This window comes from Pseudomonas sp. DCB_BI (assembly GCF_026240995.1).
GTDB lineage: Bacteria > Pseudomonadota > Gammaproteobacteria > Pseudomonadales > Pseudomonadaceae > Aquipseudomonas.
Genome location: NZ_JAPFCG010000010.1, coordinates 171,518 through 196,505, shown reverse-complemented (window position 1 = coordinate 196,505; position 24,988 = coordinate 171,518). Strand labels below are relative to the sequence as shown.

General features: G+C 62.8%; 23 protein-coding genes. 10 read left to right on the top strand and 13 right to left on the bottom strand.

Annotated features, from left to right (window positions below):
* Nucleotides 1-158 precede the first annotated feature (158 nt).
* The 3 genes from OO258_RS13345 (at nt 159) to OO258_RS13330 (ending at nt 1,517) form a co-directional block, all read left to right on the top strand.
* The gene (locus OO258_RS13345) at nt 159-512 is read left to right on the top strand and encodes a hypothetical protein (protein WP_266030985.1); all 354 of its coding nucleotides are present in this window, start codon (nt 159-161) and stop codon (nt 510-512) included.
* Nucleotides 513-826: 314 nt separating this feature from the next.
* Nucleotides 827-1,123, top strand: a complete 297-nt coding sequence (locus tag OO258_RS13335) for an IS66 family insertion sequence element accessory protein TnpB (RefSeq protein WP_266030983.1) — start codon at nt 827-829, stop codon at nt 1,121-1,123.
* A complete protein-coding gene (locus OO258_RS13330; RefSeq protein WP_266030981.1) occupies nt 1,086-1,517 on the top strand; it encodes a DUF2628 domain-containing protein in 432 nt (143 codons plus the stop codon). The genes OO258_RS13335 and OO258_RS13330 overlap by 38 nt, the downstream gene beginning before the upstream one ends.
* Nucleotides 1,518-2,036: 519 nt before the next feature.
* Here OO258_RS13330 and OO258_RS13325 read toward each other — a convergent pair.
* From OO258_RS13325 to OO258_RS13300, 6 genes are read right to left on the bottom strand one after another with little or no spacing between them, the layout of a single operon-like run.
* Entirely contained in the window at nt 2,037-3,668 is a 1,632-nt protein-coding gene (locus tag OO258_RS13325; RefSeq protein WP_266030980.1) for a BatD family protein, read from the bottom strand.
* Nucleotides 3,665-5,383: a tetratricopeptide repeat protein gene (locus tag OO258_RS13320; RefSeq protein WP_266030979.1), complete on the bottom strand. Its 1,719-nt coding sequence runs from the start codon at nt 5,381-5,383 to the stop codon at nt 3,665-3,667. Before OO258_RS13320 ends, OO258_RS13325 begins: the two co-directional genes overlap by 4 nt.
* Nucleotides 5,380-6,456 (bottom strand): vWA domain-containing protein, encoded by a 1,077-nt coding sequence (locus OO258_RS13315; protein ID WP_110748439.1) that lies wholly within the window; start codon nt 6,454-6,456, stop codon nt 5,380-5,382. Before OO258_RS13315 ends, OO258_RS13320 begins: the two co-directional genes overlap by 4 nt.
* A complete protein-coding gene (locus tag OO258_RS13310; protein ID WP_110748434.1) occupies nt 6,449-6,943 on the bottom strand; it encodes a DUF4381 domain-containing protein in 495 nt (164 codons plus the stop codon). Before OO258_RS13310 ends, OO258_RS13315 begins: the two co-directional genes overlap by 8 nt.
* A complete protein-coding gene (locus OO258_RS13305; RefSeq protein ID WP_110748449.1) occupies nt 6,940-7,884 on the bottom strand; it encodes a DUF58 domain-containing protein in 945 nt (314 codons plus the stop codon). Before OO258_RS13305 ends, OO258_RS13310 begins: the two co-directional genes overlap by 4 nt.
* A 4-nt stretch (nt 7,885-7,888) precedes the next feature.
* Nucleotides 7,889-8,848 (bottom strand): AAA family ATPase, encoded by a 960-nt coding sequence (locus OO258_RS13300; protein WP_110748431.1) that lies wholly within the window; start codon nt 8,846-8,848, stop codon nt 7,889-7,891.
* Between the two features lie 230 nt (nt 8,849-9,078).
* Here OO258_RS13300 and OO258_RS13295 point away from each other — a divergent pair, with 230 nt between their 5' ends.
* Nucleotides 9,079-10,374, top strand: coding sequence for a T6SS phospholipase effector Tle1-like catalytic domain-containing protein (locus OO258_RS13295; RefSeq protein ID WP_266030974.1), 1,296 nt, complete (start codon nt 9,079-9,081; stop codon nt 10,372-10,374).
* 759 nt (nt 10,375-11,133) lie between these two features.
* Here the strand turns inward: OO258_RS13295 and mtlD are convergent.
* Entirely contained in the window at nt 11,134-13,278 is a 2,145-nt protein-coding gene (gene mtlD, locus OO258_RS13290; protein WP_266030972.1) for a bifunctional mannitol-1-phosphate dehydrogenase/phosphatase, read from the bottom strand.
* A 385-nt stretch (nt 13,279-13,663) separates the two neighbouring features.
* On the opposite strand from mtlD, the gene OO258_RS13285 reads away from it, so the two are divergent.
* Nucleotides 13,664-13,960 carry a DUF3144 domain-containing protein gene (locus OO258_RS13285; RefSeq protein WP_110748479.1) on the top strand — a complete coding sequence of 99 codons (297 nt, stop codon included), beginning with the start codon at nt 13,664-13,666 and terminating at the stop codon, nt 13,958-13,960.
* A 25-nt stretch (nt 13,961-13,985) separates the two neighbouring features.
* On the opposite strand, the gene OO258_RS13280 is transcribed toward OO258_RS13285, so the two are convergent.
* Entirely contained in the window at nt 13,986-14,879 is an 894-nt protein-coding gene (locus OO258_RS13280; RefSeq protein WP_110748476.1) for a LysR family transcriptional regulator, read from the bottom strand.
* 146 nt (nt 14,880-15,025) lie between these two features.
* Between OO258_RS13280 and OO258_RS13275 the strand changes: the two genes are divergently transcribed.
* The 4 genes from OO258_RS13275 to OO258_RS13260 all read left to right on the top strand — a co-directional run bounded on the left by OO258_RS13275 (nt 15,026) and on the right by OO258_RS13260 (nt 20,220).
* Entirely contained in the window at nt 15,026-16,105 is a 1,080-nt protein-coding gene (locus tag OO258_RS13275) for a 4-oxalomesaconate tautomerase (protein WP_266030969.1), read from the top strand.
* A 73-nt stretch (nt 16,106-16,178) separates the two neighbouring features.
* Nucleotides 16,179-17,486, top strand: coding sequence for a dicarboxylate/amino acid:cation symporter (locus OO258_RS13270; protein WP_266030967.1), 1,308 nt, complete (start codon nt 16,179-16,181; stop codon nt 17,484-17,486).
* A gap of 112 nt (nt 17,487-17,598) precedes the next feature.
* Complete coding sequence (locus OO258_RS13265) at nt 17,599-18,903, top strand: CitMHS family transporter (RefSeq protein ID WP_110748465.1); 1,305 nt, start codon at nt 17,599-17,601, stop codon at nt 18,901-18,903.
* 63 nt (nt 18,904-18,966) lie between these two features.
* Nucleotides 18,967-20,220: an OprD family porin gene (locus OO258_RS13260; protein WP_266030963.1), complete on the top strand. Its 1,254-nt coding sequence runs from the start codon at nt 18,967-18,969 to the stop codon at nt 20,218-20,220.
* A gap of 52 nt (nt 20,221-20,272) precedes the next feature.
* On the opposite strand, the gene OO258_RS13255 is transcribed toward OO258_RS13260, so the two are convergent.
* From OO258_RS13255 to lysA, 4 genes are all read right to left on the bottom strand, one after another.
* Nucleotides 20,273-20,521, bottom strand: coding sequence for a CsbD family protein (locus OO258_RS13255; protein WP_110748459.1), 249 nt, complete (start codon nt 20,519-20,521; stop codon nt 20,273-20,275).
* A 194-nt stretch (nt 20,522-20,715) separates the two neighbouring features.
* Nucleotides 20,716-21,150, bottom strand: coding sequence for a redox-sensitive transcriptional activator SoxR (gene soxR, locus OO258_RS13250; protein WP_346648904.1), 435 nt, complete (start codon nt 21,148-21,150; stop codon nt 20,716-20,718).
* 156 nt (nt 21,151-21,306) lie between these two features.
* Nucleotides 21,307-22,044 carry a GntR family transcriptional regulator gene (locus OO258_RS13245; RefSeq protein ID WP_266030956.1) on the bottom strand — a complete coding sequence of 246 codons (738 nt, stop codon included), beginning with the start codon at nt 22,042-22,044 and terminating at the stop codon, nt 21,307-21,309.
* Nucleotides 22,045-22,153: 109 nt separating this feature from the next.
* A complete protein-coding gene (lysA, locus tag OO258_RS13240; protein WP_266030953.1) occupies nt 22,154-23,386 on the bottom strand; it encodes a diaminopimelate decarboxylase in 1,233 nt (410 codons plus the stop codon).
* Between the two features lie 123 nt (nt 23,387-23,509).
* Here lysA and OO258_RS13235 point away from each other — a divergent pair, with 123 nt between their 5' ends.
* Nucleotides 23,510-24,415 carry a LysR family transcriptional regulator gene (locus OO258_RS13235; RefSeq protein ID WP_014591822.1) on the top strand — a complete coding sequence of 302 codons (906 nt, stop codon included), beginning with the start codon at nt 23,510-23,512 and terminating at the stop codon, nt 24,413-24,415.
* Between the two features lie 199 nt (nt 24,416-24,614).
* Here OO258_RS13235 and OO258_RS13230 read toward each other — a convergent pair whose 3' ends face one another.
* Nucleotides 24,615-24,968, bottom strand: a complete 354-nt coding sequence (locus OO258_RS13230) for a hypothetical protein (RefSeq protein WP_266030949.1) — start codon at nt 24,966-24,968, stop codon at nt 24,615-24,617.
* Nucleotides 24,969-24,988: the final 20 nt, after the last annotated feature.

Genomic DNA, 24,988 nt, shown 5'->3' with positions numbered 1-24,988 from the left:
GCGCTGGCTCATGCCACGCAGCAGACTGACCTGGATATCGGAGCGTTCTTCAACGCTGAGTTCGTGATAAGACATGGCAACACCCTACCGGAAAGGTCAGGTGTTGCACTCAGTTTTTGCCGCCGCCCGGTCAATCTAAACTATCCTGAGGAGTTATAATGTCTGTTATTGCAATTATCATTGAGGGAGCTGGGGTTTCAGCTTCAACTCTCGTGAAACTCCACCGTGTACTTGGTGTCCCGTTGCTGCAGTTGAAATCAGCGGTTCTGGCGCATGAGCCTGTTTTAGAATTGGAGATTTTTGACGGGGGCTACCAAGAGCGTGCAAAACTTATTCGGTCAGTGTGTGCTGTGCTGAATACAGAGAAAGTGAATACGTCTTACTACGAAATACCCTCTGGTCAGCAATATGCAGGGGATTCCCAGTTGTCTCTATGGAAGATTGATTCAAATCTCGTAGGGGGTATATTGAGTGCGGCCGATGATGAGGTGGAGCGACAGCTCAATAGTTAGTCTAATAGTAGATGTACGAGGTTCCTCAGCGGCATCCGACTGCACCTGTGCCACATCGTTGGACCACCCGACTGATATAAAACGCATGGTGAACAACGCCGACACATCGTGTATCGCCAAGTGGCGAACACTACGCCATCGACGATCATGGCAACATGGTCGGCCTGAGCCTGCCGGACGGCAATCAGCTTGCCTTCAAATACGACGAATTCGCCTGCCTGCTAGGAGAAACGTAAGCGCTCCATGAGCCCCAGATTCAAAGCTGCTTGTTGATGCCCGATGCTGTGCTCCGATTTCTCAGGAGCCCCTTCACCATGATGCGACCGGACGCCAAAGTCGAAAAAATTTACCTCTACCCCAAGCCCGTCGACTTCCGAAAATCCATCGACGGGCAGGCCGCTCTGGTGGAGCTTGATATCAAGGTGGCTGTGTTCGACCCTGAGCTTTCCGTGACTTGGTTCTCGCTTTGGGGAAGGTATCAAGCTTGCCCTCAAAGGCATGCTGATTTACCCTCCGAACCGGCCATGATCATGGCTATTCGACACACACGGACGATAATTACAGGAGTCACCAATGGAAGGCATTCCACAAACCCAATCCACCCCAGATAACCTCAAGCCAAAATGGCGGGAGCGTTTCGCTTTCTTCGATCAGTACGGCGCACCCACCTCCGAGCCCTACAAAGCCGCTTTCCGCGCCTTGCCATTTGGCAAGAAGCTGCTGATCAACAACAACTTCATCGCCTTTTTCTTCGGCCCGATCTACTGGTTCGTGCTGGGACTGTGGAAGAAGAACCTGGTCATGCTGGCCATCATGATCGCCATCGGCGTTCTTCTGAGCTACTACGAGATCGCGACAGGTAGCGAAATCCCGCGCCCGGTGGATAACGGCATCAGCATGGGGTTTGCGTTTCTGTACAGCTTCCTGACCAACCGTGCCTACTACCTGAAGCAGACCAAAGGGCAGCAGAGCTGGAACCCGTTCGAGGGGCAGCGGGCCATCTGATCCGTCAGCCAGTTCAACCGGTGCTCGCAGGTTGATGAAGCCCTCTCTCTGATCAAGGTCTCTATAGGAGCGGCCTTGTGTCGCAAAAGGGACGCAAGGCGGCCCCGGCGATTTTGCGGTGATGCGAAGATCCTGGGGCGCTTTGCGCCCCTTTCGCGACACAAGGCCGCTCCTACAGGGGCCGCGCATGTCTTGGTCTGCCCGCGCGCGGCCGCCATGAAAGCTGACGGAATTTGCTTATCGTCGGGTTCTCACACCCGGTCACCGAAGCGACCCGGAAACGTTATCCGTGAGGTGTTTCCCCGACAGCAGCGATAGTTCGGCAGCGCGCGTAGGGTAATTCCTAAGCGGGTTGATTCTGAAGCATTGGGTTGCAGGTTCAGAAATATCTTACGGTGGCACCGGCTGCACCGGTGTTCGCGGGCACGCCCGCTCCCACAGGTACTGCGCAAGGTTCTCGGCGTACGCGGTCATTGTGGGAGCGGGCATGCCCGCGAAGAGGCCCGCACAGGCAACCACTTACTTGGGATAGAGCGGCGGTAAGCTGCCATTCTCACCCGTCGGCAGCAGCACCTGCTCAGCCGGCGGAATGGTACCAATCGCCCGCCATAAATCCTCCCCCTGCCAATACTGCCCACTCTCGCTGTACAACGCCCCGTTCAACCCATCCAGCGCATCCGACAACGGCACGAAGCGCGCCGCCATCTCGGCCAGGGTTTCCGGTTGCTGCCGGGCCCAGGCATCCAGCGCCTGGCGCGTAGCCTGGGGGTCGTTTGCCTGGCATGCCCGCTTGAGGTCGTCCAGCAAGGTGCGTGGGCTTGGCCCGTTCTGCGCGGCGCGCAGCACCGCCGGCCGCGAACGGGCGCGCCACCACAGGGCAAAGCCCAGCACGGTGGTCAGGGCGAACACCAGTGTGGCCAGCTGCCAGGGCCACAGCAGGGTGCTGGCGCTGCTGTTGTCACCCACCGGGGTGTCGGCGCTCAGCGCCGGGTTGTCCTGCACGTTCAGCGTGCGCGCCGGCAGGCTGCTGTGCTCCAGGTGGTCCTCGCGGGTGTTCCACCAGGCCACTTCCAGGGCCGGCAGGGCCAGGGTCCCGGCGTGGGTCGGTACCAGGGCTTCGCGCTCTTCGCGGTTGGCGGTCATGCCGCGTTCGTTGATTTCGTTGCGCAGCAGCGGCTGGTCGGGGTAGCGGCGCAGGCCGGTGATCTCAGTGGCCGGCAGTGGTGGCAACTGGGTGCTGGACAAGCCTTCTGCGCGCAGAGTGATATTGCGCGTCAGCGAGTCGCCAATCTGCACCGGCTGGCTGCCGGGGTCGGGGTTCCAATGTTCTTCCAGGGTCAGGCTGCGGGCTGGCAGCCACGGTACGCCGGCAGGCCAGGCTGCCGGAATTGGCCGCACGCTGAGGCGCAACGGCAGCGAACTGACCTGCACCTGGCGACCGGCGCGGGCCGTGCCGTTGGCCTGCGCGGCTTCGTCGTTGCTGGCCGCAGCGGTAGCGGTGAAGGTCAGCGGTGGGATTTCAAGGGTGCCGCTTTGCTGGGCGTAAACGGCATAGCGCGTTTCAATCACGCCGTGGCGTACGCCGTTGATTTCCTTCTCATAGGTGCGCGATTCGCCCAGTGGCTCGACCTTGGCGTTTTCCAGCTGCAGCGGGCTCAGGCTGCTGTCGTCATACAGCGCTACCGAGTGGTAGATGCGCAAGGTCAGCACGGCCTGGGCCTGGACGTAGACGTCGCTGCTGTCGAGGGCTGCCTCGATGAACACTTGAGAGGTGTCTTGCCGGCTGGCATCGGCCTGCAGTACTTGCAGTTCGATGGACTGGCTGTGTGACTGGCCCAGTTGCAGTTCGGGAATACGCAGGCTGCCGCTGCGCCTTGGTAGCAGGGTGATGATCCAGCGAGTGCTGGCACGGGTTTCACCATCGAGGGTGTGCAGGCTGTTCAGCTGGCGCGTGCCGCGCACTTCGAAGTCGCCTTCCAGGGCCCGCAGGTCGGGTTTGCCGAACTGGGTGACGTCCTGGCTTTCCAGGGTCAGTTCCAGGCTTTCGCCGGCTTCCAGGCGGGTACGGTCGACGCTGGCCTGCAGGAGCGGTTCGGCGTGGGCCAGAACAGCCCATAGCAGGGTGAGGAGAAAGACGCCGAGGCGACTCATTGTGGGTTTTCCTGATGCAATTGCTGTTCATACCAGAATTTGCGCCGCAGCAGCTCCGCCGGGTTGTCGGGGATCTCCCGCAGCCATTGTTCCAGGGCCTGGCGCTGTTCTGCGTCGAGGCTGGTCGATACCGGGCGCTGTGGCGGCTGGATGACGCTGTCGTCCCCCCCAGCCTGGTTACCGGGCGTGGCCTGGCTGTTGCTGCTGCTTTCGCCAGGCTGTTCGGCGCTGGCTTGTTCTTCGTTGCCGGGTGTGCCTTGGGCAGGGCTGCTCGCCGAACTGCTGTTGCCTTCGGTTTCGCTACCGGGCGTGCCTTGGGCATCGTTGCCGGGCGGTTGCTCCTCGGCCTTGGCCTCACGCTGTTGCAGCATTTGCTGCACCAGGGCCTGGTTCTCCAGTGCCGCTTGCAGGTCGGGCTGGCGCTCCAGCGCTTGTTCGTAGGCGTCCAGAGCGGCTTCCAGTTCGCCGCTGTGGGCCAGGGCATTGCCTCGATTGTAGTGGGCTGCGGCCGTGTCGCCTTGGGAAAAGGCCTCGGCGGCACCGGCGTAGTCGCCAGCCTGGTACAGCGCCATGCCGCGCCACTGCGGGTCGTGGAAGTGCCGCGCCGCGCTGGCCGGGCGGTTTTGTTGCAGCAAGCGCTGGCCTTGCTGGTCGGGGCGTAGCCACAGGTCGTTGAACTCGAAGGCCTGGCTGGGCTGCGGCAGGGCCACAAGCAGCGGCAGGCAGAACAGCCAGCCGCGCCGTCCGCCACAGGCGGCCAGCAGCAACAGGGGAAGCAGCAGCCAGTAGCCTTGGTCGGCCCAGCTGTCCAGTTGCAGGGTTTGGCCGTCGTTGCGCCCGTGCCGCGGGTTGTCGAACAGGCCCAGGCCACGCAGGTCGAGGTCGTCAATGCGGGCATGCCGGTAGCGCCCGCCAGTGCCGCTGATGAAACCTTTCAGGCTGGCGCTGTCCAGGCGAGGCAAGAGGATGCCGCCCTGGTCGTCTTTAAGGTATTCGCCATTGGCCTGGCGCACCGGGGCGCCTTCGCGGCTGCCGATGCCCAGCATCAACAGGCTTGGGCCCTGGCGGCCGAGGGCCTGGACGATGCCCTGGCGCTCGGCGGGGCTGAGCGCCGAGCCTATCAGGAGCAGGCGGCCTTGGCCGAGGCCGCTCTGGGCCAGAAGCGCCAGGCCTTTTTGCACGGCCAGATCGGCACGCTGGCCGGGCTTTGGCATGATCGACGGGTCGATGGCCTCGAGCAAGTTGCGGGTGGTGGCCAGGTCGTCAGACAGCGGCACCACCGTGTGCGCGGAGCCGGCATACACCACCAGCGCCGTCTGGCTGTCGCGGCGGTGTTCCAGCAGGTCGAGTATTTTGCGCCGGGCCTGTTCCAGGCGGTTGGGTGGGCTGTCCTCGGCAAGCATCTGCGGGGTCAGTTCCAGCAGGATCACCAGCGGGTCGGCCGGGCGCTGGCGGCTTTCTGCCACGCGCTGCCAGCTGGGCCCGAGCAGCGCCAGGATCACCAGAAGCCAGGCCAGGCCCAGCGCCACCCACGGCAGCTTGCTGGTGCTGCCGCTACCGCCGCCCAGCAGCACGCCATGGAATGCCGGTGGCAGGATCATCTGCCAGCGCCCGGCGCGTTTGCGCCGGTGCCACAGCTTGTACAGCAGCCAGCCGAGCAGGGGCACGGCGAGCAGCCACAGCGGGCGCAGCCATTGTGGCCACAGGTCGATCATCGCCGCCTCCTTAACCGCAGGCGCTTCAGGCGCTGGCGCCATTCCGGGTGCGGCTGCAGGAAGCGCGGTTTGCGCATCAGGCGCTGCAGCAGGTTGTCGGGCCATTGCACGGCCACCACCAGCAGCACGCTGAGCAGCAGCGCCAGGGCCAGTGGCCAGGCGTACAGGGCCCGGGCCGTGCGGGCCTGGGTTGGTTGCTGGGCCACCGGTTCGAGCTGGTCGAGGGTGTCGCCGATGGTGTCCAGTTCGGCGCCGTCATGGGCGCGGAAGTAGGCACCGTGGGTGATGTCGGCAATTTCCTTGAGCGCGGCTTCGTCCAGGTCCAGGCTTGGGTTGAGACCGAGCAGCCCGGGGGTGCCACTGGCTTCGGGGTTGGCCCCGATGCCGATGGTGTAGATGCGCACGCCTTCCTGGGCTGCCAGGCGGGCGGCGGTCAGCGGGTGGATCTGCCCGCCGTTGTTGGCGCCGTCAGTGATCAGTACCAGCACCCGGCTCTGTGCCGGGCGTTGGCGCAGGCGCTTGACGGCCAGGCCAATGGCGTCGCCGATAGCGGTGTTCTTGCCGGCGATGCCGATTTGCGCCTCGTCGAGGAACGTGCGCACGGTGCGCCGATCGAAGGTGAGCGGCGCCTGCAGGTAGGCCTGGCTGCCGAACAGGATCAGGCCCACGCGGTCGCCTTCACGGTCCTGCAGAAAGTCGCCAAGCAGCGCCTTGACCAGGTCCAGGCGGCTGATGTCCTCGTTCTGCCACTGCATGTCGGGGAAGTCCATCGACCCGGACACATCCACTGCCACCAGCAGGTCGCGGCCGCTGGCAGCGATCGGCACCGGTTCGCCCAGCCACTGGGGGCGGGCAGCGGCACACAGTAGCAACAGCCAGATGATCACGAACGGCGCCTGCTGGCGCCAGGTGGGCAGGTTGAGCCGCGCCCGGCGCCCGGCCAGGCCTTCCAGTTCGTTGAGGAAACCCACCTTGAGCACCGGCTCGCCGCTGTCGGCGGCGGGCAGCAGCAGGCGTGCCAGCCACGGCAGCGGCAGCAGGGCGAAGACCCACGGCCAGGCCAGTTCAAACATGCTTGCGGATCCAGGTTTCGACGGCTTGGCTGAGGCCGGCAATGGCTTTGTCGTCGAGCTTGCACTCGGGTTTATAGGCGCCTTCGACCAGCACCATCCAGCGGGTCAGTCCGGCGGCCGGGCAGCGGTTGTCGAGAAACGCCAGCCACTGGCGGCCGTTAAGGGTGTGGCTGTTGGCGCCCGGGTAGTGGTTGCGGCACAGGCGCTTGAGCAGGGCGTTGATCTGTTGCAGCCAGGCACCGGCAGGCGCGCCATCGTACGGGCGTGGCAGGCGGGCCAGCTCGGCCAAGGCCTCGACACGCACAGGGTCCAGCGGTTGCTCGGCGCGTACGACACGGCGTTTGCCCGGGCGCCAGCGCCGCAGCCGCCATAGGCCCCAGCCCAGCACTGGCAAGATGGCCAGCAGTGCCCACCAGCCGGGTGCCGGTGGCCACAGGCCGATCGGTGCCGGGTCGAGCAGCGGGTGCAGCTGGTCGAGTGGGTTCATGACGCGCTCCGTGGCCGCTGGGCGTTCAGGTACTCGCGCAGTTGCTCGATCATTTCGCTTTGCGTGCTCAGCGGCATCAGCACGACGCGCAGCTTCTGGGCCATCAGCTCCCAGCGTTCGACGCGTGCCTCGGCCTGCTTGCGATAGGCATGGCGCAGGTTGGCGTCCAGGGTGTCGAGTTCCAGCTGCGCGCTGCGCTGGGCAAAGCGTAACAGGCCGGCGGCGGGCAGGGCGTGGTCGAGCGGGTCGGATACAGGCAACAGCAGCAAGTCGCAATGGCGCGAGAGCATGGCGAGGTGCTGTTCGCACTGTGCGGTCAATGAGCGCTCGTCACAGATGACAATGGCCAGGCTGCCCGGGCGCAGTACTTCACGCGCCCGCCGCAGGGCCAGGCCAAGGCTGTCGGCCTGGGGGACGGCTTCGGTGTGCAGCGACTGGTTGACCTTGGCCAGGCGGTTGAGCAGTTGCAGCAGGCTTTGCTTGCTGCGCCGGGGCTTGATTTCGTGGGGGTCGTTGTCGCCGAACACCAGCCCGCCGATGCGATCGTTGTGGCCCAGCGCCGCCCAGCCGAACAGGGCCGCGGCCTGGGCCGCCAGCACCGACTTGAACATCTGCCCCGAACCGAAGAACAGGCGCTGGCTTTGCTCGACAAGAATGAAAATTGGCCGCTCGCGCTCCTCGTGGAACAATTTGGTGTGCGGTTCCTGGGTGCGCGCGGTGACGCGCCAGTCGATGTTGCGCACGTCGTCGCCGGCCTGGTAGACGCGCACCTGGTCGAAATCCACGCCACGCCCGCGCAGCTTGGAGTGGTGCAGGCCGACCAGCGGGCTGCGCTGGCCAGGCTTGGAAAACAGCTGGATTTCGCGCACGCGGTGGCGCATGTCGATCAGCTCGGCAAGGCCGATGCGGATGCCGGGTTCGGCCAGCTGCGCAGTGGGCATGGGGTCAGGCAACGGCGACGACGTCGAGGATGCGCTGGACCACGCGGTCCTGGTCTATCCCCGCAGCCTCGGCCTCGAACGAGAGGATGATGCGGTGGCGCAGTACGTCGAACAGCACGGCCTGGATGTCTTCGGGGCTGACGAAGTCGCGCCCGGCCAGCCAGGCGTGGGCACGTGCGCAGCGGTCCAGCGAAATGGAACCGCGCGGGCTGGCACCGTAGGCGATCCAGTCGGCCAGTTCGGCGTCGAACTTGGCTGGGGTGCGGGTAGCCATCACCAGTTGGACCAGGTATTCCTCCACCGCGTCGGCCATGTACAGGCCAAGGATTTCCTTGCGCGCGGCAAAGATGGCCTGCTGGCTGACCCGGCGCTCGGGCTTCACTTCGCCCCCCAGCGCCTCGCCGCGGGCCTGGGCCAGGATGCGTCGCTCCACGGCGGCGTCGGGGAAGCCGATTTTGACGTGCATCAGGAAGCGGTCGAGCTGGGCTTCGGGCAATGGATAGGTGCCTTCCTGCTCGATCGGGTTCTGCGTGGCCATGACCAGAAACAGTGGCGACAGGTCGTAGGTACTGCGGCCCACGCTGACCTGGCGCTCGGCCATGGCTTCGAGCAGCGCCGACTGGACCTTGGCCGGGGCCCGGTTGATTTCGTCGGCCAGCACCAGGTTGTGGAAGATCGGCCCCTGCTGGAACACGAAGCTGCCGGTTTCCGGGCGGTAGATTTCGGTGCCGGTGATGTCTGCCGGGAGCAGGTCGGGGGTGAACTGTATGCGATGGAACTGCGCTTCGATGCCTTCTGCGAGTTCTTTGATGGCTTTGGTCTTGGCCAGGCCCGGTGCCCCTTCGACCAGCATGTGGCCGTCGGCCAGCAGCACGATCAACAGCCGTTCGACCAGTTTTTCCTGGCCTAGGATCTGGGAAGAAAGAAAGGTGCGCAGCGCTGTCAGCGCTTCACGGTGTTCCATCGGTGACGGTTCCTGGTATGGGGCCTGCGGCGGCTGAAGGCAGCGGCCCGGGCGAGGGTTGATACTTTAATGCATCCGGGGGGGCGCCGACCAATGGCAGCGGGTAAATTTATCCACCCATCGGGGCATGCCGGTCCGAAATGTCCCACCGCTGCCTGGCCCTTGCCTGATGTTACCTGACGGCGTGCTGGCGCTTGCTTGTGCTTTTTCGGCAAGCAGAAGGCACGAAGATGAAATCGAGCAGCGACAGCAGGGCAAACCCTGCGCCCGTGACCTTGCGGTTTGGGCTATTTTTCGACGGCACCGGTAACAACCAGCACAATGCTATGGCGATGGCCGAACAGGGCGGCAGCAACCCTGACGCGTTGAGCAACGTGGCCCTGTTGCACGCACTGTATCCGGCGGATTCGCCCGATGCTGGCGGGCCGTTGCGCTTCCTGAAACGTTATGTGGAGGGCGTGGGCACCTTGGCCGGTGAGGCCGATCATGTCTATGCCTCGGCCACCGGGCGCGGGCGCACCGGCGCTGAAGCCCGGGTTGGCGAGGCGCTGCAGGGGATCGCCGGGCAACTGCGGGGCTGGTGCCGGGCGCACCCGCAGGCATCGCTGGCCCGGGTCGAGTTCGACCTGTTCGGGTTCAGCCGCGGCGCGGCCGCAGCGCGGCACCTGGCCAACCTGCTGCACGACGACGCAGGCGGGCTGTTACCAGTGGCGTGTGACATCACGATCAACTTCATCGGGCTGTTCGATACCGTGGCAGCGATCATCGCGCCGTTACAGGGTGACTTCGACCCCGCCGACAACCGCCATGGCGGCCTGCGCGTGGGCCTGGGTGCCGGCATTGCCCGGCACATGGTGCAACTGGTCGCGGGCGATGAGCAGCGGCACAACTTCCCGCTGGTGGGCAGTGGCCACGACATTGTCGTGCCGGGTGTGCATTCGAATATTGGTGGGGGGTACCCGGAGGTCACGCTGGAACAGGTGCTGCTGTGCAAGCCACAGTCCCAGCGGGTGCCGGCGGGGCTGCCTGCGGGTAAGAGTCGGGTGCATGCCACGATGAGCACCTTGCTGGCTTCGGCGTATACCGCAATGGGTGAACCCAGGCCGCGGGTGTTGACCTGGGAGGAGCCGATTGCCGGCGGCCGGCCAAGTGAGGCGCAAAAGCAGGTGTATGCGGCGCTGTACCGCGAGCGAGAAGTGGCAGGGCAGCTTTCGCGAGTGTACCTGAGCGTGATGCGCGAGCTGGCGATACGGGCGGGCGTGCCGTTTGCGCCGTTGGGTGGGCAGGCTGAACACCGGTTACCAGATGAGTTGCTGCCGATCAGCTGCAAATTGCATGCGTTTGCCTTGGGCGAAACCCGGCAGCCGGGGTTGAGTGAGGACGAACAGCAGTTGTTGCGCGACAAGTATGTGCATGCGTCGGCAAACTGGAATGCGGTGAAGGGTTTACGTAACAGTGTGCTGGACGTGCTGTTCGTCAATCGGCCGGCGGCCGGGGGGCGAGTGATGCATGCGAACCCGGCTTGATGAATGATCCGGTCGCTCTACGCGAAATCAAGCGCCGCTCGCGCGGTGCATCGCGAGCAAGCTCGCTCCATTTGTTATGGGCCAGTCATTCCTGTGGCCTTTGCCTTGGCGTACACCTTGATATCGCGTCATACAAACAAGGCGGTCGCGCGCGTCTGTCACAGGCATAACTGGCCAGAAACAAATGTGGGAGATTTTATGGTTTCTGGCAATGGCATCAGGGTTGCCAGGTGCTCGCCATGGCATCTTCAGCGTCTGTGAGATCGAGCGCCGCTCGATCTCACAGACGCTGAACCTCTCATGACAGGCGCCTGGAGGCCTTGACGCTTGCATCAGCCATACCCCTGTCGAACCCTACAAGGACTGGTCTCCCCCATTTGTTTCGGGCCAGTATTACCTGTGCCTGACGCGCGCGACCGCCTTGTTTGTACGACGCGATATCGAGGTGTACGCCAAGGCGTTCGCGCGAAAAACCCACAGAATTAATTGGCCCGAAACAAATGTGGGAGCGGGCTTGCCCCGCGAAGCGCCGCGCGGGCGGCGCTCGATCTCACAGGCGCTGAAATTGTTGCGGCGAACACATGGCGGCGCTTTCCTCAACAACGGCAAAGGTGCCTGGTCATGTCTACACCTGTAATTCGCGGCATGATCGGCTACACCATCAGCATTGTGTCATTCCAGCCGAACGCCGGCAGGCACCCCGCGAGCACCGGCGGCGCCGGTGCCATTCACTGCGCTGGTTTCAGGCCTGTGGAGACCTTAAGCGCCTATGCAAAGGTCGTCCCGCCGGGTCGCCATATGCCTTTGCAGGTATTGCCGGAATGCATCTGAAATGGCGGTAATCAGTTGCGCATCCCTGATCGGGTCCAGCCCTGGAAAACGTTTCCCATTGCAGTCACTGTCTTGGGTAAGCACGGCCTCGACGCTGTCGCGGTTATCCCGATAAACCTGTCGGATCGCCTGGGCTTCCTGGTCTTTGCTGTCTTTGCAGCGCAACGCATGGTGAATGGCCAGGGCCGCGCCAAACGCCAGCGCTGGGGTTTCGATACCATGCTTGCGGGCAAGGTCGATACTGCTGAGGATGCGCTCGTTGCGCTGAAGCTTGCGCAAGGGGTCGCGCCCCACCCGGGCACAAGGGTCTTTGAACGAGGTTGCACAGCGTTCCAGGAAGGTGTCGCCAAAACGGCTGACCACCTCCGCCATCTGTGGGTGCTCCGCCACCAGGGTGGGCCCGACTTCCTGGCGAATCAGGCGTTCGGCCAGTTCGCTGACGCGTGCATCACCCATACCCTGGCCCACCGAGTCATGGCCCAGCAGGCTGGCATACCAGGCAACGATGGCATGGGGGCCGTTCCACAGGCGGTTCTTGATGACCTGGATCTGGTTGATGTCAGGCACCGTCTTTACCTGGCGCAGGCGTTCGAGCAGTTCGCTGCCGTGCTCGGCATACAGCGGCATGTCGGGTTCGCTGTTGAACAGGATCAGGTGCAGCTGGCTCATTGCGCTGCTGGGCTGGGCGAAGGGCCTGAAGCGGCCGATCAGTCGTTCATACTCAGGCACTGGCGTGGATGCCTTGGTGGCGATTGCCGGCTCGTCTTCCAGACTGTTCTGGAACATCTGCGACTTGATGCGCAACTGGCGCACCAACGCGTCGCTGCTGAGCTTGGAGACGATGCGGCTGACCACCGTTTCGGCGAAATGGGTCTTTTCCAGCACTTGCTTGCCAATCGCGGGCGGGCACAGCAATGCCAGCTCCGCTTGCACATGCCGGCGCACGAACGCGGCGCCGCCTACCTTGTTCAGCACGATCAGCAGCGTCAACTCACGGCCACGTCGTTCGAAACGTTGCAGCAGCCCCTTGGCAATCACCTTCGCCTGGTTGCGGATGGCCTGCTCGGGCAGGCTCAGGCCGATGATTTCGGCAGTGGTGTACATGCCGATGACGGCGTCGTCATCGTCCATGTCGATCATGCGTACATTGTCGATGGTCTGGTCGAACGAAGTGGCCCCGTAGCGCACGCTGTAGCGGCCGAAGGCATTGACGCTTTCACGCAGCATGCGCGAGCGGGTCGCAGCGATGATTTCACGGGGCCGGGTGTAGCCATCCCAATGGGAGAACACCTGTGTCAGGTAGCCACCGCCGATGGCGCCGAAACCATGGATACCCACGCTGAACTGGTTCAACGAAGCCGTAAACGGCTCGCTCAACGCTGGCATGCCCAGGTCGGGTACGCACTCGCTCAGGTCGGCGAGAAACTCATGCATGCTGCGATAGGCCTTGAGCGCACCTGCCTTGATCTCGGCAGCGGGCGGCTTGATGTCTTCGATCAGGATCGCCTGGCCTTCGGCACGGATGGCTGAAAGCATGCCGTTCTCGGAATCCTCGACCATGAAGCACTGATCAGGTTCGCAATTGAGCGCGCGGGCGGCTTTGAGGAAAATCTCGGGATGAGGTTTGCCTTGGCTGACTTCATCGCCACAAACGGTGATGTCGAAGTACTTCAGCACGTTGGCGTTGATCAGGTATTCCTCGGCAATGGCACGGCGGCTGGACGTGGCGACAGCCATGGTCAAACCCGACTTGCGCAGGCGTTCCAGTACCTCCAGCAGGCCGGCCTTGATCGGTACGCCGTTATTGCGCACGTACTCCAGCTCAAGCTCATCCGCGCGTTTGCGGATTTCGGCGTAGGGGAAATCTTCACCGTTATGTGCCTTGGCCAGGGCTTCGGCCTTGATCGCGCTCAGACCCAGCGAGCCGATCAATGTGTCCTCGCTCAACGCCTTGCCGAAGATTTCCAGCGAGGCTTGCTTCAGTGTCTTGAAGCGCAAGCGCTCGGTGTCGAAGAGGGTGCCATCCATATCGAAGATGGCGCTGAAAATTCGTTTACCGTGAAAGAAAAGCATCAGGTGTTGCCCCTTGTGGTTGCGTCAGACTTCCCGCCTGTTACAGGCGAGTACGGTGTGTGAGCTGCAGCGATGGCAGTCAGGTAGGGGGCACACGGTCGACAGGGGGGCGCTCAGGGGTGATGCAGAGGTAAGGCGGTGCGGAGCGGGGGGTGCAGAGCAGGTTTGCAAGCTTCGAGGTGAGGCGGGCGGCACGTTTGGCCTTGAGGTCACGCCCACTGGCTGCAGTCGGTTTTGCAGGCAGTGGGCGCAAATAGCGATGGATACGTGTGATTCCAAGCATAAGGTGCTTCGTTTCCTTTTCGTCATGGGTAATCCTTTTTCAGCCTTGCACGTAAGCGCGCCGCCATGCAAGGCTTGGGCTTCCGTTACAAGGTGAACCGCAATGACTCAAGCTACCGATCAGGCCTTCTATGACCGTGCCGATGCGCACATCGACCTGGCCAACCAGCAGATTGAAAAATTCGAAGACCTGGGCAAGGTAAGTGCCTCGCTGACCTTCGGCGCCACGCGCTTCAGTGCCTGGATGAGCGCCCGCAGCTTCAAGTCGGGCGCGGAGCTGGCGGCAGCCAGGGAGGAGATTCTGAAGTACTTCTGCGAGCAGTACCGGATGATGCTCGAAGACAACCTGGATGAGCACATCGAGCATTTTGACCGCTTCGTACTGGGCAAGAACGCCTGACCTCACCTGCCTGCGCAGCGGCGACTCAACGGTTGGGCCACTGTTGCAGCAAAATCGAAACGAATTTCTCCGCGGCAGGCGACAGCGATGCGCCGCGTCGGTACACCAACCCCAGCGTACGGCTAACCTGCGGTTCGATCAGCGGCACGCTGACCAACGTCGGGTGGTCCGCGTCGGGCATGGCCAGGCTGGGCATGGCCGACACACCCAGCCCGGCCTCGACCATGCCCAGCGACGTGGACAAGTGTTGCACTTCGTAGAACCATTTTGGCCGCAGGTTGAGCCCGGACAACGCATGGTCCAGCAGCATGCGGTTGCCACTCAGGCGGCCGACGCCGATCAGGCGGTAATCAGCCAGCTCTGTCCAGGTAACGGAGGCGCGGTTCGCCAGAGGGTGGTCGCGCCTGCAGGCCAGCACGAAGTGCTCTTGCACCAGCGAGACAAACTCGATGTCCGGGTGCTGGCCGCTCATCATGTTGATGCCGAAGTCGGCCTCGCCACGCAGCACGGCTTCGAGCCCGTCGTTGGCGCTTAGGTCCAGCAGGCGAATGCGGATTTTCGGGTATTGCTCGTTGTAGTCGCGGATCACCGACGGCAGGAAGTAGAACGCTGCGGTAGGGATGCAGGCGAGGGTAACCTGACCGGTCTGGCGCTCGGCCAGTTCGCGAATGCTGAGGATCGAGTCTTCAAAATCATCCAGCAGGCGCCTGGCCTTGGGCAGGAAGTCGCGGCCCACGCTGGTCAGGCTGACCCGGCGAGTGGTGCGTTCCAGAAGCGACGTGCCCAGGCCTTCCTCCAGTTTCTTGATCCGCCGGCTCAGCGCTGGCTGGGACAGGTGAAGCGCTTCGGCGGCCTCATGAAAACTGCCAAGTTCGGCGATTTTGACGAAAGATCTGATGTCTTGCAGCTCATATTCCATAAAAAACCCGCTGGCAATCTTGCGCTTTATTCATGTGCTAATCGGAATAATAGCTACGATATTTGCATTGGATTGATTTATCCATCCCTGTCACTCTTTTGCTCACAGCATCAATGATGTCCATTGATCAACAAGAGTGCGAAATCATGCAACGAATTCCTTGCGTACTCATGCGCGGCGGTACCTCCAAAGGGCCGTTTTTCCACGCCTGGGACCTGCCTGCCAATGTGGTCGAGCGCGACGAATTGCTGATCAACCTGATGGGCTCTGGCCATGAGCTGGAAATCGACGGCATCGGTGGCGGCAGCCCACAGACCAGCAAGGTGGCGATCATCAGCCCGTCATTGCACGCCGATGCCGACGTCGACTACCTGTTCGTGCAGGTCATGGTCGCTCAGCGCCGGGTCGACACCGCCCCCAACTGCGGCAACATGCTCTGTGCTGTTGGGCCGTTCGCCATCGAACAGGGGTTGGTAAAAGGTCAGGACGGCAAGACCTTGGTGCGCATTCGCAACCTGAACACCGGAACCTTCGTCAATTCGCGGGTCGAGACGCCCGGCGGTATCGTGCGCTACGAAGGCCGCACGGCGATCGATGGGGTTCCGGGTACTGCCGCCCCGGTGCACCTGACCTTCCTCGACGCGGTCGGCAGCAAGACTGGAAAGCTGTTCCCCACTGGCAAGGCCAAGGACGTGATCGATGGCGTTGCGCTGACCTGCATCGATATGGCCATGCCGATGATGCTGGTAGAGGCTAGCCAGCTGGGGGTCAGTGGCGCGGAAACCCCTGCTCAGCTGGACGCCAACAGCGCGCTGCTCAAACGGCTGGAAACGTTGCGCCTGAAGGCCGGAAAGGCCATGGGCCTGGGCGATGTCAGTGGCATGGTCATCCCCAAGCCAGTGCTGGTGTCCAAGCCTCGCTACGACGGCACGCTGCAGGTTCGCTATTTCATGCCGCACAACTGCCATCGTGCCTTGGCGATCACTGGCGCCGTGGGGCTGGCGACTGCCTGCGTCAGCCCTGGCACCGTGATTGCCGACCTGTTGGGCGAAGGCGCGCAGCAATTGGCTGAGGTCCGCCTGGAGCACCCAAGTGGCGGCATCGATATCGCGTTGACCCGCAGCGGTGTCGATGGCAACACGATCCAGGCGTCGGTGGTACGAACCGCCCGGCGGCTCTTCTCAGGGTTCGTCTACGTCCCTACATTCCGCAGGTTGGCCGGGTAGCTCCAGGGGCTGATCCAGACCTGCACATTCACCACAAGCGCATCCGCACAATTTCAACAATGGGTGATGCCTCATGAGACTCGCCAAATCGCTGTATTTCCAGATTCTCTGCGCCGTCCTGCTGGGCGTGGTGGTCGGACATTTCTGGGCGCAACAGGCCGTGGCCCTAAAGCCGCTGGGTGATGCGTTCATCAAGCTGATCAAGATGATGATCGCGCCGGTGGTGTTCTGCACCATCGTCACCGGCATCGCCGGCATGACCGACAAGCGGTCCCTGGGGCGCTTGATGAGCAAGACCCTGCTGCTGTTCCTGGGCCTGACGGTGGTCAGCCTGGTGATCGGGCTGGCGGCGGTTTACCTGTTCAAGCCAGGTGCCGGCATGAACATCGATCCCGCCACCCTGAGCACGGCAGGCCTGAGCCAGTACACCGCGTCGGCTGCCAAGCTGAGTGTGGTGGAGTTCTTCATGCACATCATCCCGGACACCTTCGTAGGGGCCTTCAACAAGGGTGAGGTCTTGCCGGTCCTGTCCATCGCCGTACTCAGCGGTTTCGCCCTCTCGTCGATGGGCGAAAAGGGCAAGCCGGTACTGGACGTGCTGGACTCGGCCTCGACCATGGTGTTCCGCATCTTCGGCTACCTGATGCGCTTTGCCCCGGTCGGTGCTTTCGGCGCGCTGGCATTCACCGTAGGCCAGTACGGCATTACTTCTCTTGGCTCACTGGCCAAGCTGGTAGGGACGCTGTACATCGCCTGCGCGTTCTTCGTGCTGGTGGTGCTCGGTGGCATCTGCCGGGCCCATGGCTTCAGCCTATGGAAGCTGCTGCGCTATTTCCGCGAAGAGTTCCTCGTGGTGCTGGGCACGTCTTCAACCGAGCCGGTGCTGCCGCGAATGCTCGAGAAGCTCGAGAAGCTTGGGTGCCAGAAAGGCGTGGTTGGCCTGGTGCTGCCCACTGGCTACTCGTTCAACCTCGACGGTACTGCCATCTACTTGTCGTTGGCAGCGGTGTTCATCGCACAGGCCTGCAACATCGACCTGAGCCTGGGCCAGGTGGTCACCATGCTGGCGATCATGCTGCTGTCCTCCAAGGGCGCGGCAGGGGTCACCGGCAGCGGCTTCGTGGCCCTGGCCTCGACCCTTACCGTGATCCATGACATTCCCCTGGCCGGCCTGGCCCTGTTGATCGGGGTCGACCGCTTCATGTCGGAAGCCCGTGCGCTGACGAGTCTTGCCAGCAACGCAGTGGCGACGGTGGTGGTTTCGCTGTCGGAAAACGCCTGTGACCGCCAGACGCTGCATCGCCGCCTGAATGGCGAACCGGTGCTCAGCCCCGGCGCTGAAACCGCCGACTGGGTCGCCGAACCACACCGCCACGGCTGAGCCCTGACACCCTCAAGCGTTTCACAGCCCCCCGCCAGGCGTTGTCGGGTGGGGTAGGGGGCCGTCTGTGCTGCAGGTGGCCACATAGACAATAAAAACAAGAGAACAAACCATGCTCGCACTTCTCGGCCTGATCATGGTGGTGACCTTCACCTACCTGATCATGAGTAAACGCCTGTCCCCTATCGTCGCGCTGACGATCGTGCCGATTGTTTTCGCGGTTATCGGCGGTTTCGCGCCAGACTTGGGCAAGATGATGCTCGATGGGCTGAAAATGGTCGCCCCGTCTGCCGCGCTGCTGCTGTTCGCCATCCTGTTCTTCGGCCTGATGATCGACGCCGGCCTGTTCGACCCGCTGATCCGCAAGATTCTCAAGCGGGTGAATGGCGACCCGATAAAGATCGCTATCGGCACCGCCCTGCTGTCGCTGCTGGTGGCGCTGGACGGTGATGGCACCACGACTTACATGATTACCTGCGCTGCCATGCTGCCGCTGTACAAGCGCATCGGCATGAACCCGATGATCCTGGCGACCGTATCGATGCTGTCTTTGAGCATCATGAGTGGCATGAGCCCGTGGGGTGGCCCGGCCACCCGCGCCATTGCCGCGCTCGGCCTGGATGCGACCGAGTACTTCATTCCCATGTTGCCCACCGTCATTGGTGGGGCGGCGTGGGTCGTGTTCACCGCCTACCTGTTGGGCCGTGCCGAGCGCCGGCGTATCGGCAATATTGCCCTGGAGTCCGGTGGCGGCAACTGCTACATCCAGGAAATCCTTGGCGACAACCCGCACAAGCGCCCGCGCCTGGCCTATGTGAATCTGGTGCTGGTGATCGCGGTGATGACCGCGCTGGTGCTGGGGCTGATGCACGCGGCCATCCTGTTCATGATCGGTTTCGTCGCCGCGCTGATGATCAACTACCCGCAGCTGAATGTGCAGAAAGAACGCATTCTGGCCCATTCGGGTAACGCCATGACCGTGGTGCTGCTGGTGTTCGCCGCTGGCATCTTTGCCGGCATTTTCTCGGGCACCAAGATGGTCGATGCATTGGCCCAGACGCTGGTGGACTGGATTCCGGAAGCATGGAGCCACTGGTTCCCGCTGGTGGTGGCGCTGACCAGCATGCCGCTGACCTTCGTGCTGTCCAACGACGCTTATTATTTTGGCGTGGTACCTATCCTGGCCAATGCGGCGGCCGCCTACGGCATCGACCCTGTAGAGATCGCCCGCGCCTCGGTGCTTGGCCAGCCGGTTCACCTCATGAGCCCGCTGGTTGCTTCGACGCTGCTGCTGGTGGGAATGGTCGACAGGGATATCGGTGATTTCCAGAAAGCCACCTTCAAATGGGCCGTGCTCACCTCGCTGGTGATCACGGCGTTGGCCCTGCTGACGGGCGCCTTGTCCTTCTTCGTCTGACCGCTTCTGGCGCTGGCAGGCGCAACGCCTGCTGATCTCGAAAACAACAATAGAGTATCGATCATGTCCCGAGCTGTGTTCCGTGGGGCCACCTGTGGCCTGCTTTGCGGCTGGCTGCCTGTTGCCGGCGCTTCCGGTTTTGTCGATGACAGCAAGCTCAAGCTGCAGTTGCGCAACGTGTATTTCAACGAGAATTTCCGTGACGAGCAGGGTATGAGCCCCCGCGCTGCCGCCACTGCCAAAAGCGAACGGGTGGAATGGGCCCAGGGCTTTCTGCTCGATTACCAGTCCGGCTTCACCCAAGGCACCCTCGGTCTGGGTCTCGACGCCTTGGGCCTGGTCGGCTTCAAGCTCGACTCTGGCCGTGGGCGCAGCGGCACCGGGCTGCTGCCGGTGCATGACGATGGCCGCGCGGCGGATGAGTTCGCCAGTGCCGGGGTCACGGCCAAAGCCCGCCTGGACGGCACCGTGGTCAAGCACGGCACCTTGCTGCCAAAGACGCCGATACTGGTGTACAACGATGCACGCCTGCTGCCGCAGACTTATCAGGGAACCCAGCTGACCAGCACCGACATCGACAACCTCACCCTTACCGCCGGCCACCTGGACCGCTTCAAACAGCGCGACTCATCCAATAGCACCGGGTTGTACCTGGACGGGTATGGCGGCCCAGCGTCTGGCGACTTCAGCTTCGCCGGTGCTGACTATGCCGTCAGCAAGCAACTGCGCCTGAGTTATTTTCATGGCGAGCTCGAGCATTTCTACCGCCAGGACTTCGCCGGGCTGGTGCACGACCTGCCGCTGGGCGGCGGCGTGCTGACCACCGACCTGCGTTACTTCAAAAGCCGCGACAGCGGTACGGCGTATGGCGGTGGCATCGACAACGACATGTTCAGTGGCCAACTGTCGTACGCCCACTCCGGGCATACCGTCGGCGCAGGTTACCAGGTGCTCGATGGTGAAGCGGGGCTGCCGTATATCAGTGGGGCAACGGTCTATTCGTTCAGCAACGTCGGCATCGGCAAGTTCATCGAAGAGGAAGAGAAGACCTGGATGGCCAGCTACGCCTACAACTTCGCTGCCGCCGGGGTACCGGGTTTGACCTTCATGGCGCGATACCTCAGTGGCGACAATGGCCGGTCAGGCGCCGAGGGCCTCAAGGAGTGGGAGCGTGACGCCGAGCTGGCCTACGTGGTGCAGGGCGGGCCGCTGAAAGGTCTGGGCGTGAAATGGCGAAACTATGTCTATCGTTCGGATTTCGCCCGTGGGCGCGATAGCAATCGTCTGTACCTTACCTACGATATCGCCATCTGGTGATGGCGCGGGCCGGATCCCACACCCGGCCCAGGCCCTGCTTGCGCAGCCCTGTTCAGCGGCGCAGCAGGCGAGAGACTATCAGCGTGACGGCGGCGGTGATGGCCAGTGCGGCGACGGGCTTTTCCTTGACGAATGAGGACACGGTGTCCAGCGCGTCACCATATGTCTTGGTCAGCTGGCCTGCGGCCTGACGCCCATCGCCTTCGGCCTCCAGCGCCGGATCTTCGACCAGTCGGCCTACAGCGCTCTGCGCCTTGCCTGCGAGGTTTTCAGCAACGCCTTCGATCTGTTCACGTTTCATGATGACTTTGTTCCTTCCTGTGATCGGCTTTGGGTTAACAGCACAGGGTTAGGGCGATGAAGGGCGGTGATGGTTCCAAAACCCTTTCTGCCATCAGTACGGCGGACAAACGGGGTGGCGCATGCGGCCTTTGTAAATGCAACTGTCTGTCTCAAAACTGCAAGGTTTGCACGGCCCGCGTGGAACTCTGCAGGCTAACGGGATTTCTTCTCGAGGATCCGCGCCCCGGGGCCTTCCTTGGCCAGCACATCCTCGGGGTTGCGTAGGGGGCAGTCCTCCAGCGACAGGCAACCACAGCCGATGCAGTTGTCCAGGCTGTCGCGCAGTGCTTCCAGTGTGCGAATGCGGGCATTCAGGTCTTCGCGCCAGGCCGTGGACATCTCACCCCATTGCGCTGCCGTGAGTTTGCTGTTGGGCGCATAGCGGCTGAAGGCCTGTTTGATTTCCTCCAGCGCAATACCCGTGCGCTGAGCCACCTTGATGATCGCCAGCGTACGCAGCACCAGCGACGGAAAGCGGCGCTGGTTGCCTGCCGTACGGACGCTGGCGATCAGCCCCTTGGATTCGTAGAAGTGCAGCGCCGACACCGCCACGCCGCTGCGTCTGGCCACTTCACCTACTGTGAGCATCCGCGTGTTGTCCGCCATGCCTGTTGACCTCATGTTCAGTTGAGCGCTTATAGACCTGGCAGATCCTCCCTGCAACCGCTTTCCCCAGTTGGCGCTCTGGCAGCAACTGCCTTGTTCATACGTTGAAAGTTACACGACCTGTGCATGCCTGACTGATCAGGCGGGGGAGCGGTCGCGGCGCATCTGGGTGACAAAGGTAAAGCGGTCATCCGGGTGCACGGTCTCTGAGACCGCCATCAAATCACCATTTTCCTCGCGGTATTGGCGGATGATCTTCAGCCCCGGTGAGCCTGCCTCGGCCTTCAGCGCCCGAGCCATTTCCGCTGTCAGCAACACCGCGCGCACCTGCTGGTCGACCACTGAAATCGCCCTGCCATAGTGTTGTTCGATCAACTCGGCAATCAGTTGGTCAGGGTGCTCGCGGGCCACCTCGATGACCTTGGTGTAGTCGCGTTGTGCATACACGTCGGTCCAGCACAGCGGCGCGCCATTGTGCTGCCGGTCGACGCGGATGCTCGAAACACAAAAGTACTGCTCCCCCGGCACCAACCCCAGCCTCGCCGCCTCGCTCTGGTCGGCGACAAAATGGCGCACGTTCTGGATTTCACGCTGCTGAGTGTCTGCCAGGTGCGCCAGGTCGGCCACGCAGGCCAACGATTGCGAATAGCCGCCGCGCGGGCTGCTGGCCTCTACCCGCGTGCCCACGCGCTTGCGCCGCGACACCAGCCCTTGGGTGAGCAACTGGTCGATAGCGGCACGCACTGTGTGTCGGCTCACACCGTAAAGGTCGCACAGCTCGAACTCGGTCGGCAGCAGGCTGCCCACGGGGTACCGGCCGCTGGCAATCGCTTGCATCAAGTCCTTTGCCACGGTGGAGTAGCGCGTCGGATTCATACCCTTGCTCTGGCTTGCCAATTTCATCGATTGACAGTGTAACAGCGGCCAAATGTTGAATGCTCCAGCCCGCATGGCATGAGGTTGCGCAATCGCCGGGTGTGTTTGGCTAGAAACCCGCCTCCAGGCCTAGCAGGTCCTGCACCGTCTGCCGTCGGCGAATCATCCGCAGTGCGCCGTTCTCGATCAGAAACTCCGGCAGCAGCGGCCGACTGTTGTAGTTCGACGACATCGACGCGCCGTAGGCCCCGGCATCGTGAATCACCAGCAGGTCGCCCACCTGTGCCCGGGGCAGGTCCTGCGGGGTCAGCTCCTGGTCATCCTGCGTGAACACGTCACCCGATTCACACAACGGCCCTGCCACCACGGTCGGCTGCCGTGGGCGGTCCACCGGCTGGCCGTTGGCATCGAGCAGGGTCATGCCGTGGTAGGCACCGTACATCGCCGGGCGCATCAGGTCGTTGAAGCCGGCGTCGATCATGACGAAGGTATTGCGGCCCACTTGCTTCACGGCGCGCACTTCCGCCACGAGGTAGCCCGACTCGGCCACCAGGAAGCGCCCTGGCTCGATTTCCATACGCACGGGGTGGCCCAGCATCGCTTCGATTTCCTTGCGTGCCACCGCCCAGGTCTGGGCATAGCGCTGCAGGTCGACGGGCTTGTCGGTGTGGCGATAGGGAGTCGAAAGCCCACCGCCGATGGAAAACGCCTCGATGTCCACGCCCAGGCGGCCGATCAGCTCGATCATCGAGCGGGCGACCTGTTCCAGGTGCTGGTAATCGACCCCGGAGCCAATGTGCATGTGCACGCCCACCAGGTGCAGGCCGTGGGCCTTGATGCACGCCAGCGCGTCGTCCAGCTCTTCGTGCCAGATGCCGTGCTTGCTGTTTTCGCCCCCGGTGTTGGTCTTGCGGCTGTGGCCATGGCCGAAGCCCGGATTGATGCGAATCCACACGCGGTGGCCAGGGGAGCGTTCACCGAGCTGGCGCAGCATGTCAATGGAGCCGGCGTTGACTTCTATCTTCTCTGCCACCACCCGCTCCAGTGTGGAACGGTCCAGGGCGTCGCAGGTCAGCACCACGCCGGCCGGATCACCCTCAACGCTGGCACCGGCCGCGAACGCCCGCTCCATCTCACCCAGCGAGACCGCGTCCAACACCAGGCCGTGGGCGCGCATCAGCCGCAGGACGTGCAGGTTGGGGTTGGCTTTCTGGGCGAAGCGCACGGTGTCGAACACCTTCAGCTGCGCGACGCGCGCGGCGATGGTGCTGGCATCGTAGGCCCACAGCGGCGAGCCGTGCTGGCGAACCGCCTCGGCCAGGAGGGTGAAGGGTGCAGTCATGGTGGCGCTACTCGTTAAAGGAAGACCACGAGAATGAGCTAAAAGCAGTGATTCAGAAAAATAGCTTTTTTTCAGTGTGCCATTCATATCTGATATGGGGTGTGTTGATCTGGGGGTGTTGCCGTGAAACTGTCTGTCCGCCATATCGAAGTATTCCGCGCCATCATGGCAGCCGGTAGCGTCACAGGGGCGGCGCGTCTGTTGTTCACCTCGCAGCCCACCGTCAGCCGTGAGTTGGCCCGGTTGGAGCAAGTCACCGGGCTGAACCTGTTCGAACGCGAGGGCGGCCGCCTGGTGGCCACGGCCCAGGCGTTGCTGTTGATCGAGGAGGTTGAGCGGGCCTATGTCGGGCTGGAGCGGATCGACCGTTTTGCCCAGGCCATTCGCAACTTCGAGCAGGGCCGGCTGGCCATTACTTGCCTGCCGCTGTTCTCGCAAACCCTGTTGCCCAAGGCTTGCCAGCGTTTTCACCAGCAGCACAGCGGCGTCAGTGTGAGCATTCTGGCGCAGGAGTCGCCTTTGCTGGAGGAGTCACTGGTTGCCCAGCAGCATGACCTTGGCCTGACTGAAGTCGAACAGATACCGCGCGGCGCGTATGGTGAATTGCTGTTCAGTGCCAACATGGTGTGCGTGTTGCCCGAGCATCACCCGCTGCAGGTGAAGGCTGAACTGGAGCTGAGTGATTTCCATGAGGTCGATTTCATCAACCTGGCCAGCCTGGATACCTACCGCCAGCGTCTGGATCAGCACTTTCGTGCGGCTGGGGTTAACCGCCGCACGGTCATCGAAACCACCAGTGCCGCTTCGGTGTGCGCCATGGTCAGGCAAGGCCTGGGGGTGGCGATCATCAACCCGCTGAGCGGGCTGGAGGCGGCACAAGGCGGGCTGCCGATCCGCAGGTTACGGGTTTCGGTGCCCTATCAGGTAATGCTGATACGCCCGGACCATCGGCCGGCATCGGCAGCGGTGGAGCCGTTTTGCGAGGCGTTGCGGGTGCAGGCCAAAGAGATGCAGCAGGCGCTGGACTGATCATTGTGGGGGCAACTGTCTTGCTCAATTTCTAAAAGCTGGCGCGATCCCTGTGGGAGCGGCCTTGCGTCGCGAAAGGGCCGCGCAGCGGCCCCAGGATCTCGACATTATGCATAGATTGCTGGGGCCGCTGCGCGGCCCTATCGCGACACTAGGCCGCTCCCACAGGGACCGCGTTCCCACTAGTCAGGGGCACGGTTCAAAGCTCGCAGACCAAGGTTCCAGTACCGGCCAGGATGTTCTCCAGGGTTTCCCTCACCTCATCCATGTCACTCAGATCGCTGGTCAGGTTGATCTCCAGCACTTCATCGCCCTTTAGCGCATCGCGGTCGCCGGCCGCCACTTCGATCAGCAGGCGCTTGGCGCTCAGGGTCACTTTCAGCCCGTCCAGCGTCGACGGCTCGTCATCCAGGGTCAGGTCGACGGTGTCTTCGTCCGGGTAGCGGGTAAGCAGAAACATCTGACCCTTGTCGCTGTGGCAGCACAGGGTCGCCATGTTGTCTTCCTCATCGTCGCAAGGGGTGGCGAACAGCAGGGCGGTGTCGATTTGCATGAGCAGGCTCGGATCAAAGG

Excerpts from the sequence above, each read along its gene's own strand:
- OO258_RS13345 (WP_266030985.1), top strand. The coding sequence starts at position 159 with ATGTCTGTTATTGCAATTATCATTGAGGGAGCTGGGGTTTCAGCTTCA.
- OO258_RS13335 (WP_266030983.1), top strand. The coding sequence starts at position 827 with ATGATGCGACCGGACGCCAAAGTCGAAAAAATTTACCTCTACCCCAAG.
- OO258_RS13330 (WP_266030981.1), top strand. The coding sequence starts at position 1,086 with ATGGAAGGCATTCCACAAACCCAATCCACCCCAGATAACCTCAAGCCA.
- OO258_RS13325 (WP_266030980.1), bottom strand. The coding sequence starts at position 3,668 with ATGAGTCGCCTCGGCGTCTTTCTCCTCACCCTGCTATGGGCTGTTCTG.
- OO258_RS13320 (WP_266030979.1), bottom strand. The coding sequence starts at position 5,383 with ATGATCGACCTGTGGCCACAATGGCTGCGCCCGCTGTGGCTGCTCGCC.
- OO258_RS13315 (WP_110748439.1), bottom strand. The coding sequence starts at position 6,456 with ATGTTTGAACTGGCCTGGCCGTGGGTCTTCGCCCTGCTGCCGCTGCCG.
- OO258_RS13310 (WP_110748434.1), bottom strand. The coding sequence starts at position 6,943 with ATGAACCCACTCGACCAGCTGCACCCGCTGCTCGACCCGGCACCGATC.
- OO258_RS13305 (WP_110748449.1), bottom strand. The coding sequence starts at position 7,884 with ATGCCCACTGCGCAGCTGGCCGAACCCGGCATCCGCATCGGCCTTGCC.
- OO258_RS13300 (WP_110748431.1), bottom strand. The coding sequence starts at position 8,848 with ATGGAACACCGTGAAGCGCTGACAGCGCTGCGCACCTTTCTTTCTTCC.
- OO258_RS13295 (WP_266030974.1), top strand. The coding sequence starts at position 9,079 with ATGAAATCGAGCAGCGACAGCAGGGCAAACCCTGCGCCCGTGACCTTG.
- mtlD (WP_266030972.1), bottom strand. The coding sequence starts at position 13,278 with ATGCTTTTCTTTCACGGTAAACGAATTTTCAGCGCCATCTTCGATATG.
- OO258_RS13285 (WP_110748479.1), top strand. The coding sequence starts at position 13,664 with ATGACTCAAGCTACCGATCAGGCCTTCTATGACCGTGCCGATGCGCAC.
- OO258_RS13280 (WP_110748476.1), bottom strand. The coding sequence starts at position 14,879 with ATGGAATATGAGCTGCAAGACATCAGATCTTTCGTCAAAATCGCCGAA.
- OO258_RS13275 (WP_266030969.1), top strand. The coding sequence starts at position 15,026 with ATGCAACGAATTCCTTGCGTACTCATGCGCGGCGGTACCTCCAAAGGG.
- OO258_RS13270 (WP_266030967.1), top strand. The coding sequence starts at position 16,179 with ATGAGACTCGCCAAATCGCTGTATTTCCAGATTCTCTGCGCCGTCCTG.
- OO258_RS13265 (WP_110748465.1), top strand. The coding sequence starts at position 17,599 with ATGCTCGCACTTCTCGGCCTGATCATGGTGGTGACCTTCACCTACCTG.
- OO258_RS13260 (WP_266030963.1), top strand. The coding sequence starts at position 18,967 with ATGTCCCGAGCTGTGTTCCGTGGGGCCACCTGTGGCCTGCTTTGCGGC.
- OO258_RS13255 (WP_110748459.1), bottom strand. The coding sequence starts at position 20,521 with ATGAAACGTGAACAGATCGAAGGCGTTGCTGAAAACCTCGCAGGCAAG.
- soxR (WP_346648904.1), bottom strand. The coding sequence starts at position 21,150 with ATGCTCACAGTAGGTGAAGTGGCCAGACGCAGCGGCGTGGCGGTGTCG.
- OO258_RS13245 (WP_266030956.1), bottom strand. The coding sequence starts at position 22,044 with ATGAATCCGACGCGCTACTCCACCGTGGCAAAGGACTTGATGCAAGCG.
- lysA (WP_266030953.1), bottom strand. The coding sequence starts at position 23,386 with ATGACTGCACCCTTCACCCTCCTGGCCGAGGCGGTTCGCCAGCACGGC.
- OO258_RS13230 (WP_266030949.1), bottom strand. The coding sequence starts at position 24,968 with ATGCAAATCGACACCGCCCTGCTGTTCGCCACCCCTTGCGACGATGAG.